This is a genomic window from Nocardia vinacea (assembly GCF_035920345.1).
In the GTDB taxonomy this organism is placed as follows: Bacteria; Actinomycetota; Actinomycetes; order Mycobacteriales; family Mycobacteriaceae; genus Nocardia; species Nocardia vinacea_A.
The window spans coordinates 2,900,791-2,919,168 of sequence record NZ_CP109149.1 but is presented as its reverse complement, the minus strand read 5'-3'; the positions used below and the strand labels follow the sequence as shown (position 1 = coordinate 2,919,168).

Genomic DNA, 18,378 nt, shown 5'->3' with positions numbered 1-18,378 from the left:
TATGACCGGAACCGAAATCGCCGCGGGCGGCACGGCTTCCGAACGCCTGCTCGTGCACGCGGCGCTCGCCGACCCGAGTCAGGACGAGCGAGCCGCATTGGCGAAGCTCGCCCACGAGATCACCGACTGGTCAGAGGTTTTCGAACTCGCCAAGCTCAATGCGACCATCCCACTGGTGCAGCGCCGCTTGGAATCCGAGGAGCTCTACCACCTCGTTCCCGAACTGGTGCGAGCACATTTCGCCAGCGTGACCGATCACATTGCCGCCGTGAACGATCGGCGCCTGGCCGGTGCCAGGGAACTGTTGCGCCGCTTCGACGAACGCGGCGTGCGCTGCGTCGTGCTCAAGGGCATGTTGTTCTCGGCGGAGATCTACCACGATCCGCGCTACAAGCGCATGAACGACCTGGACATCCTCATAGAACTCGATCAGGTGGACACCGTCATCGAGATCCACCGGGAGATGGGACTTTTCGCCACTTCCGAACTGCTGGGCAAGGCCCCTAAGGTCCGCGCCGAACGCTCACACCACCTGCCGTCGTTCGTTTCCCGCGACGGATCCCTTGTCGTCGGCACGCACTGGGGCCTGATCACCCCGCTGGCTCCGTACACCGTCGACTACACCGCGATCTGGAAGCGCGTGCGGCGCATCGACTTCTACGGTGTGCCCGCCTGGGCTATGTCGCACGAAGACAACCTGCACCACCTCGGCATCCACCTGCCCTACTACAAGACCGGTGTACGCGAACTCGCCGACATCTGGAACCTGGCCCGCTACGCCGATGACCTCGACTACGACCTGCTGGCCGGTGAAATCGCCAAGGCGGGCAGCGAGAGCCTGATGTACCACGCCTTTTCGCTGGCCGATCGGCTCGTGCCCGAACCGGAGTCCGCGGCATTGATCAGCCGGATCGCACCGAGGATCAACCGCTTCACCCGCTACGACACCGCGCGCAAAACCGCCGATATCCATGTCCTGCTGCGCAGCCGCTCCACCCACACCTCACGCATCGAAAAGGCCTACACCGAATTCAATATGACCGCGCTCGCGAGCGAGAAGCGCGACCGCTTCGGCCGCCTGTGGTCGGATCTGCTGCTGGCGCCCGGTGACGAAGCGCGCAAGATGAGTTCGCTGCGCGAGCCGGCGCCGCTAGCCGATCTCGGCGCGCGAATCTCCGCCCCCTACCGGTTGACTCGCGTTTTCCAGCGCGACCTCGGCCGCTGGCTGTTTCCGGCGGCTCTGGCCAAGACCGTCTTCGATCTCGGTGCCGCGTACGGTTCGGAGCTGGCGAGCCGGGCCGGAATCGGTACGACTGCGACCGAACGTCCCGGCATCGACGAATACGCGGCCCAACTGGGCCTGACCCGCACCGATCTCCAAGCGGTACTGGACAGTCAGGAATGAACCGCACAGTGCTGTGGGACCTTGACGGCACCTTGGTGGGGTTGCATCGGCGCCGGTTCAAGGCGCTGATGCCGCTGGTGGCCGCGCAGGCATTTCGCGGGTTGACCCCACCGCATCGTTTTCTGCGTGTTCTGCCCGGCGTGCTCGAGCAGGTTCGGGCCAACGACAGCGAGCACACCAACACCGACCTGATGGTCCGACTGCTCGCCGAGCGGCTGCGGGTCGCACCTGACGCGGTGGCGAGTCAACTGAAGAGCCTGGCGGAGACAGGTTTTCCGCGCCTGCGTGGTTGCTTTCCACCGGAGCCGTTGGCGCTGGATACGGTGACCCGGCTCCAGGAATCGGGCACGGTACAGGTCATTGCGACCAACCCGCTGTGGCCGGACAGCACCGTCACCACCCGGCTCGGCTGGGGCGGCTACGACCCGTCCGTGTTCACCTTCCGCACCAGCGGCGAGAACATGCGCCACTCGAAACCAAGCAACGAGTTCTACCGAGAACTGCTCGACCGGCTCGGCGCGGAACCGGGGGAGTGCGTGATGATCGGCAACGACGCCGCCAACGACGCACCGGCGGCACTTCTCGGGATCCCCGTATTCCTGGTGAGTGTGCCGAAATCGGCTGTTCCACACGAATATTCGGGCCTTGTAAGTACGGGGGATTGGCCTCGGCTGCGCGAGTGGCTGGGTATCGAGGAGAAATCATGCTCGTCGTCCTGAATCCACAGTCCAATGCCGGGACCGCGCTGCAGCGGTGGCGGCCGGTAGAAGGCGTGCTACGCGAACGGAATACCGATCTCACCGTCGAAATGCCCAGTGACGCAGAACAAGCCATGAAACTGGTCCAGGCGAGCCTCGAGTCGGATCCAGCTGAGGTGATCGTGGCAGCGGGCGGCGACGGCATGGTCAACCTGGTCCTCAACGCGATCATGGACCCGGCGACCGACCGACCGCGACACGGGGCGGAATCGGTCGCACTCGGCGCGATCGGTCTCGGCAGTTCCAACGACTTCCACAAACCGGTGCGAACCAGTATCGCCGATATCCCGGTTCGGCTCGGCACACCCGAGCTCGTCGATGTCGGCAAGGCCACCATGCTGCTCGCGGACGGCACCCGAACAGTCCGATACTTCCTGCTCAATGCGAGCATGGGACTCGTTGCGGCAGGCAATCATTCGTTCAACAATGCGCGCGGGCTGATCGGTTGGCTCAAATCCCGCAATGTCGAGGCGGCCATTATCGCCACCGCGCTGAGCAATATCGCCACCCACAAGCCACTCGCCATCCAACTGCGCGGATCCGACTGGGTGCACACCGCACCGATCACGAATGTCGGTGTGCTCAAGAGCGTGCACTTCGCCGGTGGCATGTACTACGACACACCGGTCACCCGCGGGGACGGCATGTTCGACGTGAATATCTGGGAAGCCGCCGGACGGGCACGGATCCTGGGGCTCATCGCAGGTCTCTACCGCGGCAAGTTCAGGGGTTCGGCGCTGGCCACCTGCCGTCGCGACACCGCGGTGGAACTGCGGCCCGCCGCACCCGCACCGCTCGAATTGGACGGCGAGATCACGATTGTGGAATCGGCCCGGTTAGAGGTGCTGCCGCGCGTGCTGCAGGTGTGTGCGCCGTGACCGTTGTCCTGGTGACCGGGGCCGCCAACGGTATGGGCGCGGCGACCGTCGAATACCTCGCGCGCGGCGGCTATACGGTCGCGGGCAGCGACAAGATCGCGCGGGATGGCGTGAGTGCGGTCGATGTCCGCGATTCCGAGGCGGTGCGGAGTTGGGTGAAATCCGTGCACGCACGGCACGGCCGCATCGATGCGGTCGTCACCTTCGCCGCCTACGGCATTGTCGGTTCGGTGGAGGAGACCGATCCGGACGAGGCGGCCGCACTCATCGATACCAATGTGATCGGCACCCACCGCGTGCTGCGCGAAGTGCTGCCGATCATGCGTGCGCAGGGGCACGGCCGGGTAATCGTGGTGAGCTCCGGTGCGGGCGCGATCGCCGAACCCTATGGCGGCTGGTATTCGGCCACCAAGGCGGCCATCGAACGTCTCGGTGAGGCGATGCGGATGGAGACCGCGGGCTTCGGCATCCACGTCTCGGTCCTCGCGCCGGGGTGGACGGTCACCCCGATCATCGATTCGGCTGCGCGCGTTGCCGATCCGATCGAGGCATACACGCCGGATCGGACTTCGGTGCTGGGGCGCGTCACCGGATATCTGGAGCACGGACAATCCGCGGAGATGGTAGCCAGGAAGGTGCGGACAATCCTGGAAGCGTCCGAACCGCGCCAAACCTACCTGTGCGGCAGCGACGTTCGGCTCTCGTTCTGGACCCGGCGATTCACGCCCGCTCGGGTCTACGAACGGCTCGTTCGCCGCTACTACGGCCTTTGACAGGAGCATGCACGGGCAGTGCCGGTAGTATCACCTCGGCCGCACGGGCTCCCAAGAAAGCGGGGGCTTGTCCGGTACGTGCCGTTCGCTGGATGGTTTTCGCAGTAGCCCATCTGCCGACGACATGGCAGGAGAGGCAGCGATGACCAACCGATAGGGGCAGGCGATGGCACCGGCTCTGAGATGTCTTGTCTGGGAATTGGACAACACCCTCTGGGATGGTGTCGTCTGCGACGCGACCAGCGGCGCACCACGCCCCGCCGCCCTGCGCACGCTGCTGAAGCTCAGCGAGCGCGGCATCTGGCACGCCGTAGCCAGCCGCAGCGACCGCGACCTCACCCTCAAAAAGCTCTACCGGCACGGGCTCTACGACATGTTCTCGGCCGTCGAGATCGGCTGGGGCCGCAAATCGGCTTCGCTATCGCGGATCGCGCACACCCTCGGTTTGGAACTGGACACCATCGGTTTCATCGATGCCGAACCGGTGGAACGGGCCGAGGTCACCCGCGCACTCCCACGCGTGCGCTGCTACGCCGCCCGCAATGCCGATGTCCTGCCCGCCCTACCCGACTTCCGCCCGGTCCTACGCACAGGCCCATCACCCACCCCGCCCATGGGTTTCGCGAGCGTCCGAGGCTAGGCCGCCCAAATGAGAAATCAAGATCAGGTGGAATCCACGGCGGCATCGCCCGAGTAGCCCTCTCCACCAGCTCCACCTGATCTTGGTCGGCGGTCGGTGATAATCGACGCGGTGATCGGCGTGGTCGGCGGCGCTCGGCGATCCGGGCGGGAATGATGTGGCCATGGTCAATGATCCGAACGGTCCCGATATCAAGCCGCGTAGTCGCGATGTCACCGATGGTCTGGAGAAGACGGCCGCGCGTGGCATGCTGCGGGCGGTCGGTATGGACGACGGCGACTGGGGGAAGTCGCAGATCGGGGTGGCCTCCTCGTGGAACGAGATCACGCCGTGCAATCTGTCGCTGGACCGGCTTGCCAAGGCGTGCAAGGAGGGGGTGTTCGCGGGCGGCGGGTATCCGATGGAATTCGGAACCATTTCGGTATCCGACGGCATCTCCATGGGACATGAGGGCATGCATTTCTCCCTGGTATCCCGGGAGGTGATCGCCGACAGCGTGGAAACCGTGATGCAGGCCGAGCGGCTCGACGGTTCGGTGCTGCTGGCCGGATGCGATAAATCCTTGCCCGGCATGCTGATGGCGGCGGCGCGGCTGAACCTGGCGAGTGTGTTCCTGTACGCGGGCTCGATCCTGCCCGGTATCGCGAAACTCAGCGATGGCAGTGAGCGCGAAGTGACGATCATCGACGCGTTCGAGGCGGTCGGCGCCTGCTCGCGCGGTTTGATGAGCCGTGCGGACGTGGACGCCATCGAACGGGCCATCTGTCCAGGTGAGGGCGCCTGCGGCGGCATGTACACCGCCAACACCATGGCGAGCGCGGCCGAGGCATTGGGTATGTCGCTGCCCGGCAGTGCGGCACCGCCCGCGACCGATCGGCGCCGCGACGGCTACGCGCGGCGCAGCGGTGAGGCGGTGGTGGAATTGCTGCGGCGGGGAATCACGACGGCCGACATCCTCACCAAGGAGGCCTTCGAGAACGCGATTGCGGTGGTGATGGCATTCGGCGGCTCCACCAATGCCGTGCTGCATCTGCTCGCGATCGCCCACGACGCAAAAGTTGATCTGGCACTCGAGGATTTCGCGCGCATCGGCCGCCGGGTGCCGCACCTCGCCGATGTGAAGCCCTTCGGGCGACATGTGATGACGGATGTCGACCGGATCGGCGGCGTGCCGGTGATGATGAAGGCGCTGCTCGATGCCGGACTGCTACACGGCGACTGCCTGACCGTCACCGGTCGCACGGTCGCGGAGAACCTCGCCACCATCGCTCCGCCGGATCCCGACGGAAAAGTGGTGCGGGCCATGACATCTCCGATCCACCCGACCGGTGGCATCACGATTCTCGCCGGATCGCTCGCGCCCGGCGGCGCGGTGGTCAAGTCGGCAGGTTTCGATTCCGACGTATTCACCGGTACAGCACGGGTTTTCGATCGCGAGCGGTCGGCGATGGACGCGCTCGAGGACGGCACGATCACTGCGGGCGATGTGGTGGTCATCCGCTACGAGGGGCCCAAGGGCGGTCCCGGTATGCGCGAGATGCTGGCGATCACCGCGGCCATCAAGGGCGCGGGCCTCGGCAAGGACGTGCTGCTGCTCACCGACGGACGCTTCTCCGGCGGCACCACCGGTCTCTGCGTCGGCCATGTCGCTCCCGAGGCGGTCGATGCTGGGCCGATCGCCTTTGTCCACGATGGCGACCAGATCCGTCTCGACGTCGCCGCAGGCACCCTCGACCTTCTCGTCGCCCCCGAAGAACTCGACCGCCGCCGCGAAGGCTGGAAACCTTTGCCGTCGCGGTACACCCGTGGCGTGCTCGCCAAATACTCGAAGCTGGTGGGCTCAGCGTCCTTCGGGGCCGTCTGCGACTGATGGGGAGCCTTCGGCTGCCGATGCCTTCGGGCCACGATTGATGCCTGCACCGGAAGACGCGGTCGTCGGCGGATCACGTGGCCCGCTCGCACCGGCTCGCCGCGACCACCGCATGAACTGCCCAGGCGGCGTTGTCGATGGCTCATGCGTGGCGACCTGAATTCCGCTCGTTCAGGGAAATTCGGGGAGTACGGCCAGGTCGAGCTGCCGCAGGCGGGCCGGATCGGCGATCACCTCGTAGCCCGCGATTCGGTGGTCCGCGACGGTAACCGCAAGCGCGAGCAGCAGTTTGCCGCGCGGGGCGACAATGATGCCGACCGCGCCGTCGACCAGCGCGAGCGCAGCGACCCGGGAGCGGCGGCGCAGAATGACGGTCTCGCGGGCCACTGCCTGCGCACCCCGCGCGACCGGCGCCATACCCGAGGGCAGCGCGGCCGGATCGGCCGTACGCACCACATCGGGTGCGAGGACCGCGAGCAGTGCGTCGAGATCACCGCTGCGGGCAGCGGCGAGGAAGGCATCCACGACATGGCGCTGCTGCGCGAGTTCGGCGGTGGACGCGCTCGCATCGCCGTGCGCCCGGGTCCGAGCCCGGCTGGCGAGCTTCTTGGTGGCGGCGCTGGTGCGCCCCACGATCGGCGCGATCTGATCGAAGGGAACGGCGAACATATCGTGCAACACGAACGCCACCCGCTCATCCGGACCGAGCGTATCCAGCACCACCAGTAACGCGCGCCCGACCGAATCGATCAGCACCGCTTCACTTTCCGGATCGCGGTCATCGGCGGCGTCCCGGAATTCGGCGATCCGATCGATCGGATCCTCGCGCCGGGCGGTCCGCGAGCGCAGCATATCGAGACAGATCCGGGAGACCACCGTGGTCAACCAGCCCGCCAGATTCTCGACCTCGCTCGTGTCGGAGCGGTCCAGCCGCAGCCAGGCCTCCTGCACCGCGTCCTCGGCTTCACTGGCCGACCCGAGCATCCGGTAGGCGACCGCGTGCAGGTGATCGCGGTGCGTCTCGAATCGTCGCGCCAACAATTCCTGTGCGTGCATCGGTCACCTTTCGCGGTCGGCATCCGTCACGTGAATAAGGCGATCGGGTGCCCCACCCACGATCGCAGACCCGCAGAACCCAGATACCCGGAGGGTAGTCCCTATGTCTGTCGCATATGTCGTCGTCACCATCCTTGCCGCCGCAGCCGCATTCGGCGCCACCGGCTTCGATATCGTCAAGGCGGATCAGGTGCGCGAGATGATGCGCGGCTACGGCCTCCCACAATGGACCCTCAACCCACTGGCCATCCTGAAAGCCCTCGGCGGCCTCGGCCTCTTGATCGGCCTGGCCATCCCGCCACTTGGCCTCGCCGCCGCACTCTGCTTGGTCCTGTACTTCCTCGGTGCAGAAATCACCATCATCCGAGCCAAGTGGTACACCGACATCGTTTACCCCCTGCCATACCTGATCCTGTCCACAGCCTCCCTCGCCCTGTTCGCCTACGCCTGACTCGCCATGCCTCCGTGCCCCCGATCGAGGCCGCTGCGCTGCCGGGCGCCGCTGCGCCGCCGGGTGCTACTGCGCCGCCGGGTGCTACTGCGCTGCCGGATGCTGTCGAGTTGCTGGGTGTCGTCGCGCCGCCGGGTGCTGCTGGGTGCCGCTGTCCCGCTGGGTGTCATCGTCTTGCCAGGTGCCCACGCACCACCCTTCGGCAGCGACCAGATAATTCGCCTCGACGAAGCGAGCACAGCGGCGGCACACCAGTCGGCCAGTGGGCTATTCGACATCCGGTGCGGCACAGCATGTTATGCGCACCTGCATGCAATGTGATATTGCACTCGATGCCATTGCCAGCCCTATTTTGCAGTGCAGATCCCCAGGCCACAGATTCCCTTGTCCGCCCGGCACATTCCCGCGGACACGCCGAGTCCTGAGGATCCAGCCCGGCAACGCGGCCGATCGAGCCTTCGCCTACTGCAGCGCGCTAACCACGCAAGATGAACTGAGCCGCCTGCTCACCGATGAACACGCTCGGCGCATGCGTGTGCCCGCGAATCAGCAACGGCATCACCGACGCGTCCGCGACGCGGAGTCCTTGCACCCCACGCACTTCCAGTCGCGGCGTCACAACACTTCCCGCATCGGCACCCATCCGGCAGGTGCCGACCGGGTGATACAGGGTGTGCGAGTAGCCGTTCAGTGTCAATTCCATCGCGGCCTCGAGCTCGGCCGGAGCCTGCGGAGGATAGATCAGCGGCCCGAGTACCGCCTTCAGGGCCGGAGCCACGGCCAGTTCGGCGCACACACGCAAACCAGACATGATCGCGGTCCGGTCCGCGCCACCGCTATCGGAGAGATAGCGCGGGTCGATGACCGGTTTGGCGGTGGGATCACCGGAACCCAGCGAGATCCGGCCGCGACTGTGCGGCCGCAACAGCACCGTCGCCAGCACGACCCCGTGCTCGGTCGGATCCACGAGACCTTCGTAGAAGAACGGCGCGGGCGCGAAAATCAGCTCCAGATCCGGCAATTCGAGATCGGATCGGCTGCGGATGAACCCGTAGGCCTCACCGACATTGGAGGTGAGCATGCCGCGGTGCCGGATCAGATAATCGAGCAGCTGACGTGGCTTCTCCGCCGTGAACAGCGAATCGGATTCGACACCGTAGCCGAGCGCCGCAACCAGGTGGTCCTGCAAATTGGCGCCCACCTCGGGCGCATGGTGCACAAGCGGAATGTGATGGCGCGCCAGCTCGTCCTCATCGCCGATACCCGAGAGCATGAGCAGTTGCGGGCTGTTGATCGCACCACCGCAGAGCACCACCTCGCGCCTGGCGGACACCGTCTGCGCGATGCCGTCCTTGCGGTACTCCACACCGGTCGCGCGCGGCCTTCCGGTCGGTGAGGTCTCGAAGATGATCCGCGACGCGAGCGCGTCGGCATACAGGGTGAGATTCGCACGGCGCATCGCGGGCTTCAGATACCCATCGGCCGTACTCCACCGCCTGCCGCCGCGCTGGGTGACCATGGTCTCGCTGAAACCTGCCGGCTGCGGCCGGTTCGGTGGCTCCACAAGGAATCCGGATTCCTTGACCGCGGCCAAATACGCCGCGGTCAATGTGCGCGGACTGCGCTGGCGCGAAATATGCAGTGGCCCGGTCGCGCCCTCATCCGGATACTGGGCGTCCTCGACCGTCTCGATCTTGCGGAACTGCTCGACCGCCGCCGCGAAACCCCACTCGTCTCCGGCCAGCAATGCCCACTCGTCGTAGTCGGCACGGAATCCGCGCACCCACATCATCGCGTTCATCGACGATGATCCGCCGAACATTTTGCCTCTCGGCCAGTAGATCTGCCGATTCTTCAGCTCGGGCTGCGGTTCGGTGAGGTAGTCCCAATCCACCTCCGAGCGGAACAGCTTCGCGAATGCAGCTGGAATATGGGCGAACTTGTTCTTATCCGGCGGTCCGGCTTCCAGTACCACCACCGACACATTCGGATCGACGCTGAGCCGGTTGGCCAGGACCGCGCCGGCCGATCCGGAGCCGACGATCACATAATCCGCGGTAACCCCTGCTTGCACTGTCCCACTCCGATCTGCACTGCGTACGGCAAACATACGAGTAGGACGCGGCCTCGGGTTCGGTTTCGGTGACAAACGGGCTATGTTTCGCGGATCGGACCCGGTTATCTGCGCCTGGTCAGCGGCGGTCGCAGGCCGAGATGTTCGCGCAGGGTGTTGCCCGTGTACTCGGTGCGATACGACCCGCGTTCCTGCAATTCGGGAATCAGCCAGTCGACGATCTCGTCGAGTCCGGTGGGCACCAGATATGGCGAGATATTGAACCCGTGGGTCGCGCCGTGGCGGACCCAGCGGGTGAGCTCGTCGGCGACCTGACTCGGTGTCCCGGCGAATCCGGACCGCTGCGAGGTCTCGATGGCGACCTGGCGTAGCGACAGATTCTTGGCCTCGGCGAGCGCCCGCCACTCCCGGGCGATCGCCACCGGATCCTGACCGTCGCGCTGTGCGCCGCGCTCGCCCGAAATCACTTGGGGCTGTGGGTCGTCCGCGGGCAAGGGGCCGTCCGGATCGAGATCCGACAGATCGCGACCCCACACCTGCCCGACCAGGGAAAGCGCGGTCTGTCCGGTGAATTGGCCCTCCAGCACCCAGCGCGCCTTCTCCTCGACCTCGGATTCCCGCTCCGCCAATACGATCTGGGTGCCGGGCAGGATCTTGATGTCGTCGGCCGGCCGGCCCGCGCGTTCCAGGCGTACCCGAATATCGTTCGCGAATGCGAGCGCGGCGTCGAAATGTGTTCCGTGCCTGGAGAAGATGACCTCGGCATGCGCCGCTGCGAAATCGCGGCCCGCGGATGAATCACCGGCCTGGAAGATCACCGGATGGCCCTGTGCGCTGCGCGGCAGGGTCGGCGTGATCGAGACTTGGAAGTGCTCGTTGTCGCGGGTCACCGTCCGTACCGAATCCGATGCGGCCCAATCGGTATCGTGGCGCGAGGTCGCGATCGCATTGTCGGCCCAGGCATCCCAGATCTCGCGGGCCGTCCGGATGAATTCGCCCGCGCGCTCGTAGCGCTGCGCGTGGTCGAGGAAGCCGCCGCGCCGGAAATTCGCACCGGTCCACGCATTGTCGGTGGTGACCGCGTTCCAGCCCGCTCGGCCGCCGGACAGCAGATCCAGGCCCGCGAGTCGGCGGGCGAGATCGGCGGGTTCGTTGTAGGTGGTGTTCTGGGTGGCGACCAGACCGATCCGGCTGGTGATCCCGGCCAGCGCCGCCAACTGGGCAATGGCGTCGGGACGCCCGGCGATATCGGTATCGAGGAGCTTTCCGTTCTGTTCGCGTAGGCGCAGGCCCTCACCGAGGAAGAATGCGTCGAATAGTCCGCGCTCGGCCGTGGTGACGATATGCCGGAAGGTTTCGAAGTCGATCTGCGAGCCGCTGCTCGAATCCGACCAGATGGTGCTGTGGTTGACGCCCTGGAAGAAAACGCCGAAATGAACCTGTGCGTCGGGAAACGGAACGTCTGTCATCAGTGCTGATCCTTCGCATAACGGTTGATCGGCCGCTCCAGGCCGAGATTGGCGCGCAGGGTCGAACCCGGCACCGGACGGTGGGCGACACCGGCGCGGAAGAGGGCGGGCAGGACGTAGCGCGCCAGCGCCGGGAGGTCTTCGTCGATGACGGCCGGATGCAGGCGCACGCCGTCGACATGGCGTACGAGTTCGGTGATGAGGCGGACGAGTTCGGCAGGGGAGCCCGCGAAGGCCAGGCGCTCGGTGCGATTCGCGGCCGTGTACTTGTCCAGGTCGGCAAGGCGTGCGGCGGCGGTTGCATCCGGAATATCCAGGGCGACATCGAGTTCCGCGAACACCAGTGCACCGGTGGCCCGCGCGTGGTCGGCCGCGGCGAGGGTTTGAGCGAGGTCGGTTCCGGTGACCAGGATGACGTCGGCATCACCGGTGTCATGTGCGAAGACGACCACCTGTCCCTGCGGCGGCCGAGGCGCGATCGCCGGTCCCTTCACCGAGAACGTTTCACCGCTGAAGTCGATGTAGTGCAGCTTGTCTCGATCCAGGAATCGGCTCGCCGCATAGTCGCGTACCACGGCGTCGTCTTCCCACGAATCCCACAGCCGACGCGCGACCTCGATCGAATCCCATTGTTCGCGTGCGAGTTCCGCTTCGGTAGTGCGCGGCGGTCGTCCCCAGGTGGTGGCGGCAGCGGGATCGGTCGTGGCGATCCACCCGCCGCGCCCACGCGAGGCGTAATCGAGCGTGGCCAGTTGTGACGATGTGTGGAACGGCTCCGCGTAGGTGGTCGCGACCGTTGCCACCAGCCCGATGGTGCTGGTCGTCGCCGCGACGAACGAAGCCCGCGTTACCCCGTCGATCCGCCCCGCCGGATGCTCTGTGGGCGGCAGGATCGAATCGTCGAAGGTGGCGAGGGTGAAACCGGCATTCTCGGCCGCACTTACCCGTTTGCGCAGCGTATTGCCGGTGAGCAACTGGTCGGGCGCATGTGCGGCCCGCCGCCACGCGGCCGGGTGATATCCCTCGCCATCCAATTCGATGCCCACCGCGAAGACATTTCCGCTCATTGGTATGACGATCGTCAAACTTGACCGCCACCGCCATGATTTGCGTCGCGATGATCCGAAAGCCGACGATCGCGAGATAGCGGTGATCCCGGATTCGCCTCCGAGCGAATCCGGGATCGGTTGTCCTTACCGTGCGGCGCGGGCAGACAGTACCGCGGCGACCAACACCGTAACGCCCTCGGCAATCGCGGTGCCGCCCAACGCATGTGCGGCCGAAAGCACCGTACTGCCCGCGAGGCCGAGGAATACCGTTCCGAAGCACGCGATCCCGACCACGATGCCGAGTTGCACACTGGTCACCAGAATGCCGCTGGCATCGGCCGCAAGGGCCATCGGAATCCTGGCCAGGGTGCGGGTCATCAGCGGGCTGAAGGCCAGGCCGAAACCGATGCCCTGGGTCCCGAAGACGACCAGCGGCAGCGGCCCGAAGTCGGCGCCGTTGCGCAGCATCATGCCCAGCGCCACCATGGTGGCCGCGCCGACGACCAGGCCGAATGGAATCATGGTGGCGTGCAGGCGATGTGGGATGCGCTCCCAGTTCAAACTGGCCAGCGCGAAGGTCACGCCCATCGGGATGAACAGCAGACCCGCGTGCAGTGCGGTGTAGCCGAGAGTGCTCTGCAGGTGTATCGCCATGACGAACATCCAGCCCCCGAAGGTCGCCATGATCGTGAACAGCGTGCCCGCGGTGAGCGCCAGCCCCGGAGACTTCAGCACCCGCTGCGCGAACAGCGGTTCACCGTCGCGTGCCGCGACCGCCCGCTCGATCGCCACGAACAATCCGACACCGATCACGCTGGTGCCCAACATGATCCATGTCCACAGCGGCCAGTCCTGCTCATGCCCCAGCATCAGGGGCAACACGAGCAGCAGCACCGAGACGGTGAGCATGGTCAGACCTGCGAGATCGAGTTTCCGATCGAATCGCGCGGTGGCAGTGGGCAATACCCGCGGCGCGATCAGCAGAAGCACCGCACCGATCGGCACATTCACCAGGAATACACCGCGCCAGCTACTCCCGAAAAGGTCGGCATTGACGATCAATCCGCCCGCCACCTGACCGACGACCATACCGCCGGAAATGATCGCCGAGTACGCACTGAGCGCCTTGGCCCTGGCATTGCCGGTGAAATTCCGCTGGATCATGGTCATGATCTGCGGAATCATCGCCGCAGCGCCCGCGCCCTGCAGGAACCGGAATGCGATGAGCGAGAACTCATTCCATGCCAACCCGCAGGCCAGCGAGGCAACAGTGAACACCGCGAGCCCGGTGATGAAGGTGTGACGCTGAGTGAACCGATCACCCAATCGCGCACCGGTCACGAGCAGCACGGCATAGGCGATCACATAACCCGCGACGATCAACTGCAGCGCGGATCCACTGGTATGCAACGAAGTACGAATAGAAGGAATGGCAACATTCACGATCGAGGCATCGAGTACCGCCATGAACTGCCCGGTGAGCAACACCGCGAGCACCGCGATGGTCTGCCGCGCACCGAACACGGCGGGTTGAACTGCCGATCCCGCAACGGCCGACGTGGCCGCAGCGTTACCAGGCTGCAAGGTCTGAGTCATGTCATGAGCTTGCAACCGATCCGACACCAGTAACAGGAGTCCGATAACACTGGTACTGGCAACACCTGGATAGCGACCGGTGGACGCGACGAAGGTCGACGAAGCCCGGCGAGATGTTCACGGACGATATCGCTTTCGATCTCGAGCTCCGTTGTGCCGGGATATGTTCGTTCGCGTACTCAGGGAGAGGGACCATGACTGCAGGTGGTTCGAGCGCTGTCGCTCGGTTCGGCTCGGCGCATGCGCGGATCTGCACGACCGCAGGTCAGGTCGTCGGCGCAGGGTTCCTGGTCGGCCCGAACATCGTCGCGACGTGTGCGCACGTGATCGCGTTCGCGGCCGGTACCGATCCAAACGATGTGCAGCCGCCGGAATCGATCGTAGCGGTGGACTTTCCGTTGCAGCCGTCAATCGGGCCGCGGCGTGCGCGGGTGCGCCGGTGGACCCCGATCGCCGGGGACGGTCGAGGTGATATCGCGATCCTGGAGCTGGACGACGCCGTAGGCGATTCGATTGCGCCGCCGCCGTTTTGGCGAGCCCATGACCCGTGGGGGCGTGAGTTCCGGATGTTCGGCTTTCCCGCGGAGTTGCCCGACGGTGTCTGGGCGTCGGGCGAGTTCCGGGAACGGCAGGGTACCGGCTGGCTGCAGCTGCAGCGGGTCGGCGGTCAGCCGATCACGCGGGGGTTCAGCGGTGCGCCGGTGTGGGACAGCGGAACAGACGCGGTGGTGGGGATGGCGGCGGTTGCCGACCCGCGTGGGTACACCGGGACCGCGTTCATGATCCCGATCGCCGAAGTACTCGGCATGGACCCCTCGTTCGTCCCGAATCCCTATCGTGGGCTGGAGCCGTTCGACGAGGAACACGCGGACTACTTCTACGGTCGAGACGACGACATCGACCGGGTGTCGGCGGCACTGCGGCAGCGACCGCTCGTCGCGGTGGCCGGACCGTCGGGCACCGGCAAATCCTCGCTCATCCGGGCGGGGGTGATCCCCCGGCTCCGCGCACAGGGGCGGCAGATCGCGAGCTTCCGGCTCGCCGGCGAGGTGTCGCCGGGTGATTCGGCCACAACGGTTGTCCGTGCGGTTACTCCACGATTCGACCTACCAGATGGCGGCCAGCTCTCGATGCTGCTGGCGGAGCAGGCGGCGCGCGAACCGGGGACCGCCGACGACTCGGTGGCGCGGTTGCTCGAGGGCGTGCCGCCGGAGGGCCTGGTGCTGTTCGCGGATCAGTTCGAGGACCTGGCCGCGACCGCGCCGGAGCACGCGCGTGCGGTGCTGCAATGGCTGATGGAGCTCACTCGCGCCGATACCGAAGGGCGCATCCGAATTCTGCTCACGTTGCGTTGGGATGCGCTGAACAACCTGATCGACGCGGAGCTCGCCGGATTTCTCGACGGGGCGACGGTGGCGCTCGCACCGATGGGGCGTGACCAGCTCCGCGACGCCATCCAACGGCCCGCCGCCCGTGCGCCTGGAGTCGATCTGCAGCCGGCGCTCGTCGAGCGTCTCGTGGACGACACGGTGGGCGAGCCGGGCGCGCTGCCACTGCTCGAGTCGACATTGACGCAACTGTGGGATCGCCGCGCCGGCGCGGCGATTACCGTCGAGGACTACGAAAAAGCAGGCCGCGCAACAGGTTTCTTCACCGACCGCGCTGACCGCGTGCTGGCCCAGTTCACCGACCCGCTCGAAGCGTTCGACGTGCAGCGCCTACTGAAGCTGCTCGCTGCTCCCGCTTCGAGCGGAGGGGGTTTCGTCCGGTCCGTGGTGTCGATGGGTGATTTTCCTGAATTGCGCAGTGTCGCTGGTCGATTGGCGCGCGATCGGCTGGTCGTCGTTGGTCGAGATCCGCACGGAACCGATACCGTCGAACTGGCTCACCAGGCCCTCATCGACAACTGGTCGCGGCTGCGCGGCTGGCTGCAGGACGACCGCGACTTCCGCGCCTGGCAGCAGCAACTCGAGCGGGACCGCCAGAAGTGGGAACTATCCGAGCACGACAACGGCGCGCTACTGCACGGCAGAGCTCTGGAGGATGCGCTCGACTGGGTCGACAAGCGCAAACCCGAAGTCCCTGCAGCGCATCGGCTATACATCGCCGCGTCCCGCCGACTCCGCCGACGCGAGGTGCGGCGCTTGTGGACCTTCACCGCGGTGGTCACCGTACTCGCCCTTGTCGCCTCCGGCACCGCGGTCGTCGCCTATCGCACCAGTCAGGAGCGGACAGCACAGTTACGCGAGCAGGCGGGAATCAACCTCGCTCAGCAATCGGAAGTTCTCGGCAACACCGATCCGTCGGGGGCGCTCCAATTCGTGCAAGCCGCAGGACGATTCGCCCCGGACAATGCGGATGTTCGAGCGGATCAGCTGCTCCAGCAGGTTCGGCTGGGCTCATTGGAGGTCGCGTACAACGAGCTGTGGTCCGATGCGAAGTCAATGGTCTTCAGTGCGGATGCGTCGATCTTGGCAACTGCCGAATCGAATGGCGATATCACGGTCTGGACGGGATTTCTTACCGGACCGCCGTCGCCATGGCGGGTGGCTACAGTGCCGAATGTCATCAGTGCACGCGTGAGCCCCGATGGCGGCAAACTTGCGGTCTTCAACGATCGTGGCGGCATCACGCTGTGGGACGTGTCGACGCGATCCGGTCCGGTCACTGTTCGTCCCGACGGTGCGGATGTCGTGGGAAGAACGGCGCTCGTCCCGAAGTTCTCCGACGATGGCAGACAGTTGTTCATTTCTGTCGATCCGAAGCGGGAGCATGGCACCTATTTCGGCGATCCCGATGTCGTCGAACGATATGACCTGTCGGGACAACCTCGTAGGCTCCCTGATCTTCCTGCCGATGGCATGCCGACACGGAAGGTCGAACGAGTCGACTCCGTGAACGAGACACTGTGGCTTACGGAGACGGACGTCGATTTCAAAGATCACCAGGTCATTTACGATCTGAGAAGCGGTCGGCCAGTTCGTGAATGGCGAGGACACGCCGTCACACCGGACGGCCTGACAATCGAATGCGCCGATGACGCGAAGACGCTGATCATTCGCGGCGCCGACGGTGCGCAGCTTCGCAGCGTGGGTCTCGGCAGCTGCGGATCGATCCGGCTCGACAGCACAGGCCAATTCGCGATCGAATACCACGTAGGGGACAGGGATGCGTTCGGGATCGCAAAGCTTGTCCACGTTGCGACTGGACGCCTTTATCAGGTCCAGGTTCGATACAGTTCCGAGGCGGTCGCCCCCGCGGTGCATCTGACCTCGGGCGGTCCCTTGTTGATCCAAGCGGCGACCAACGGGATCGAGCGATACGCGGCGGCAGCGGAGTCCAACCCTGATTGGCCCGAGATCACGCCCGACGCTGTCACATCCCTGTGGAGTCCCGACGGTCGTTATGTCGCGAGCGATCGCGGTGAAACGTTCGAAGTCATCGACCTGAAGTCGATGCGTCTTGTCTACGACCTGCCCGGTTTCACGCTTCGCGTGTGGCCGCACGCGATGCTCGCCTTCACCCCAGATGGGCGGCACGCCATGATGTGGACCGGCCCTTCGAATGTTGCCGTTGTGCTCATGCCGGACTTCGACGAGACAAGTCGGATACAGCTCCCGACGCCCTCGGGATTGGATCCGACACATCAGTCGTTCATAACCTTCGCCATCCGCACCGACGACGAAATAGCCGCGCTGTACGCGGGCGCCATCACCCGCTGGCGCATCGGCGACGGTCGACAGATCGGTGGTCAGGTCCTGCTCAGCAAGAACCTCGAGGATTTACGGATTACCGCACAAGCGTCGACCCTCGTCGGTTATGCGTCGACAGACTCGGTAGTTGTCAACGTTGCCACCGCGTCTCTGCAGCTGTGGAATCTCGAGACCGGCGCGCTGATTCGCTCGTTCGTTCCACAGGGTTCGCGTGTGGCGAGTGTCCATATGAATCCAGGGCACGCCGAGGTAATGGTCCGGGATGAGCAAGGGGCGTTGTTCCGCTGGAACACCGCCACTGGCGAAACGGCGAAGTTGGACATACCACCGGTACCGCGTGACTCCGTTGTCGCCGGCTGGTCACCGGACGGTCTTGTCGTTCTCGGCAACAAGTCCGAAGTGGAAGTGTGGGACACCCGGACGGGCACCAACACGAAGTTCAACGTGCCTGGATCCACCACGGTGTGGAAGCTCATCGGAACGACGCTCATCGGTCTTTCGGACCTCGGCCCGATCCGAATCAATCTCGACCGCAACAACATTCAGCAACGGCTGTGCGCGATCAGCAATCGCGACTACACAGACGCCGAACGCGACGAGCTCGCACGCGGCGTCGATAGCAAGCCGCCGTGCTCGAGCGGGTAAC

At 65.4% G+C, this 18,378-nt stretch carries 13 protein-coding genes; 8 read left to right on the top strand and 5 right to left on the bottom strand.

The window, feature by feature from the left end; translation table 11 throughout:
• The first annotated feature begins 1 nt into the window (after position 1).
• The 6 genes from OIE68_RS13445 to ilvD all read left to right on the top strand — a co-directional run bounded on the left by OIE68_RS13445 (position 2) and on the right by ilvD (position 6,324).
• The gene (locus tag OIE68_RS13445) at positions 2-1,405 is read left to right on the top strand and encodes a nucleotidyltransferase family protein (RefSeq protein WP_327099713.1); all 1,404 of its coding nucleotides are present in this window, start codon (positions 2-4) and stop codon (positions 1,403-1,405) included.
• Complete coding sequence (locus tag OIE68_RS13440; protein WP_327099712.1) at positions 1,402-2,124, top strand: HAD family hydrolase; 723 nt, start codon at positions 1,402-1,404, stop codon at positions 2,122-2,124. Before OIE68_RS13445 ends, OIE68_RS13440 begins: the two co-directional genes overlap by 4 nt.
• The gene (locus OIE68_RS13435; RefSeq protein WP_327099711.1) at positions 2,109-3,041 is read left to right on the top strand and encodes a diacylglycerol/lipid kinase family protein; all 933 of its coding nucleotides are present in this window, start codon (positions 2,109-2,111) and stop codon (positions 3,039-3,041) included. The genes OIE68_RS13440 and OIE68_RS13435 overlap by 16 nt, the downstream gene beginning before the upstream one ends.
• On the top strand, positions 3,038-3,814 hold the full coding sequence (locus tag OIE68_RS13430; RefSeq protein WP_327099710.1) for an SDR family NAD(P)-dependent oxidoreductase: 777 nt from the start codon (positions 3,038-3,040) through the stop codon (positions 3,812-3,814). The genes OIE68_RS13435 and OIE68_RS13430 overlap by 4 nt, the downstream gene beginning before the upstream one ends.
• 166 nt (positions 3,815-3,980) lie before the next feature.
• Positions 3,981-4,454 carry an HAD-IIIC family phosphatase gene (locus OIE68_RS13425; protein WP_327099709.1) on the top strand — a complete coding sequence of 158 codons (474 nt, stop codon included), beginning with the start codon at positions 3,981-3,983 and terminating at the stop codon, positions 4,452-4,454.
• A 163-nt stretch (positions 4,455-4,617) separates the two neighbouring features.
• Positions 4,618-6,324, top strand: a complete 1,707-nt coding sequence (ilvD, locus tag OIE68_RS13420; RefSeq protein WP_327099708.1) for a dihydroxy-acid dehydratase — start codon at positions 4,618-4,620, stop codon at positions 6,322-6,324.
• 171 nt (positions 6,325-6,495) lie between these two features.
• Here ilvD and OIE68_RS13415 read toward each other — a convergent pair whose 3' ends face one another.
• A complete protein-coding gene (locus OIE68_RS13415; protein ID WP_327099707.1) occupies positions 6,496-7,380 on the bottom strand; it encodes a sigma-70 family RNA polymerase sigma factor in 885 nt (294 codons plus the stop codon).
• Positions 7,381-7,483: 103 nt separating this feature from the next.
• Here OIE68_RS13415 and OIE68_RS13410 point away from each other — a divergent pair, with 103 nt between their 5' ends.
• Entirely contained in the window at positions 7,484-7,831 is a 348-nt protein-coding gene (locus tag OIE68_RS13410; protein ID WP_327099706.1) for a DoxX family protein, read from the top strand.
• A gap of 475 nt (positions 7,832-8,306) precedes the next feature.
• Here the strand turns inward: OIE68_RS13410 and OIE68_RS13405 are convergent, their stop codons facing one another.
• The 4 genes from OIE68_RS13405 to OIE68_RS13390 all read right to left on the bottom strand — a co-directional run bounded on the left by OIE68_RS13405 (position 8,307) and on the right by OIE68_RS13390 (position 14,019).
• Positions 8,307-9,905: a GMC family oxidoreductase gene (locus OIE68_RS13405; RefSeq protein WP_327099705.1), complete on the bottom strand. Its 1,599-nt coding sequence runs from the start codon at positions 9,903-9,905 to the stop codon at positions 8,307-8,309.
• 104 nt (positions 9,906-10,009) lie between these two features.
• Positions 10,010-11,374 carry an NtaA/DmoA family FMN-dependent monooxygenase gene (locus OIE68_RS13400; RefSeq protein WP_327099704.1) on the bottom strand — a complete coding sequence of 455 codons (1,365 nt, stop codon included), beginning with the start codon at positions 11,372-11,374 and terminating at the stop codon, positions 10,010-10,012.
• Positions 11,374-12,441 (bottom strand): LLM class flavin-dependent oxidoreductase, encoded by a 1,068-nt coding sequence (locus OIE68_RS13395; RefSeq protein ID WP_327099703.1) that lies wholly within the window; start codon positions 12,439-12,441, stop codon positions 11,374-11,376. Before OIE68_RS13395 ends, OIE68_RS13400 begins: the two co-directional genes overlap by 1 nt.
• Before the next feature lie 126 nt (positions 12,442-12,567).
• The gene (locus OIE68_RS13390; protein ID WP_327099702.1) at positions 12,568-14,019 is read right to left on the bottom strand and encodes an MFS transporter; all 1,452 of its coding nucleotides are present in this window, start codon (positions 14,017-14,019) and stop codon (positions 12,568-12,570) included.
• A gap of 194 nt (positions 14,020-14,213) precedes the next feature.
• Here OIE68_RS13390 and OIE68_RS13385 point away from each other — a divergent pair, with 194 nt between their 5' ends.
• On the top strand, positions 14,214-18,377 hold the full coding sequence (locus OIE68_RS13385; protein ID WP_327099701.1) for a trypsin-like peptidase domain-containing protein: 4,164 nt from the start codon (positions 14,214-14,216) through the stop codon (positions 18,375-18,377).
• Position 18,378 lies beyond the last annotated feature (1 nt).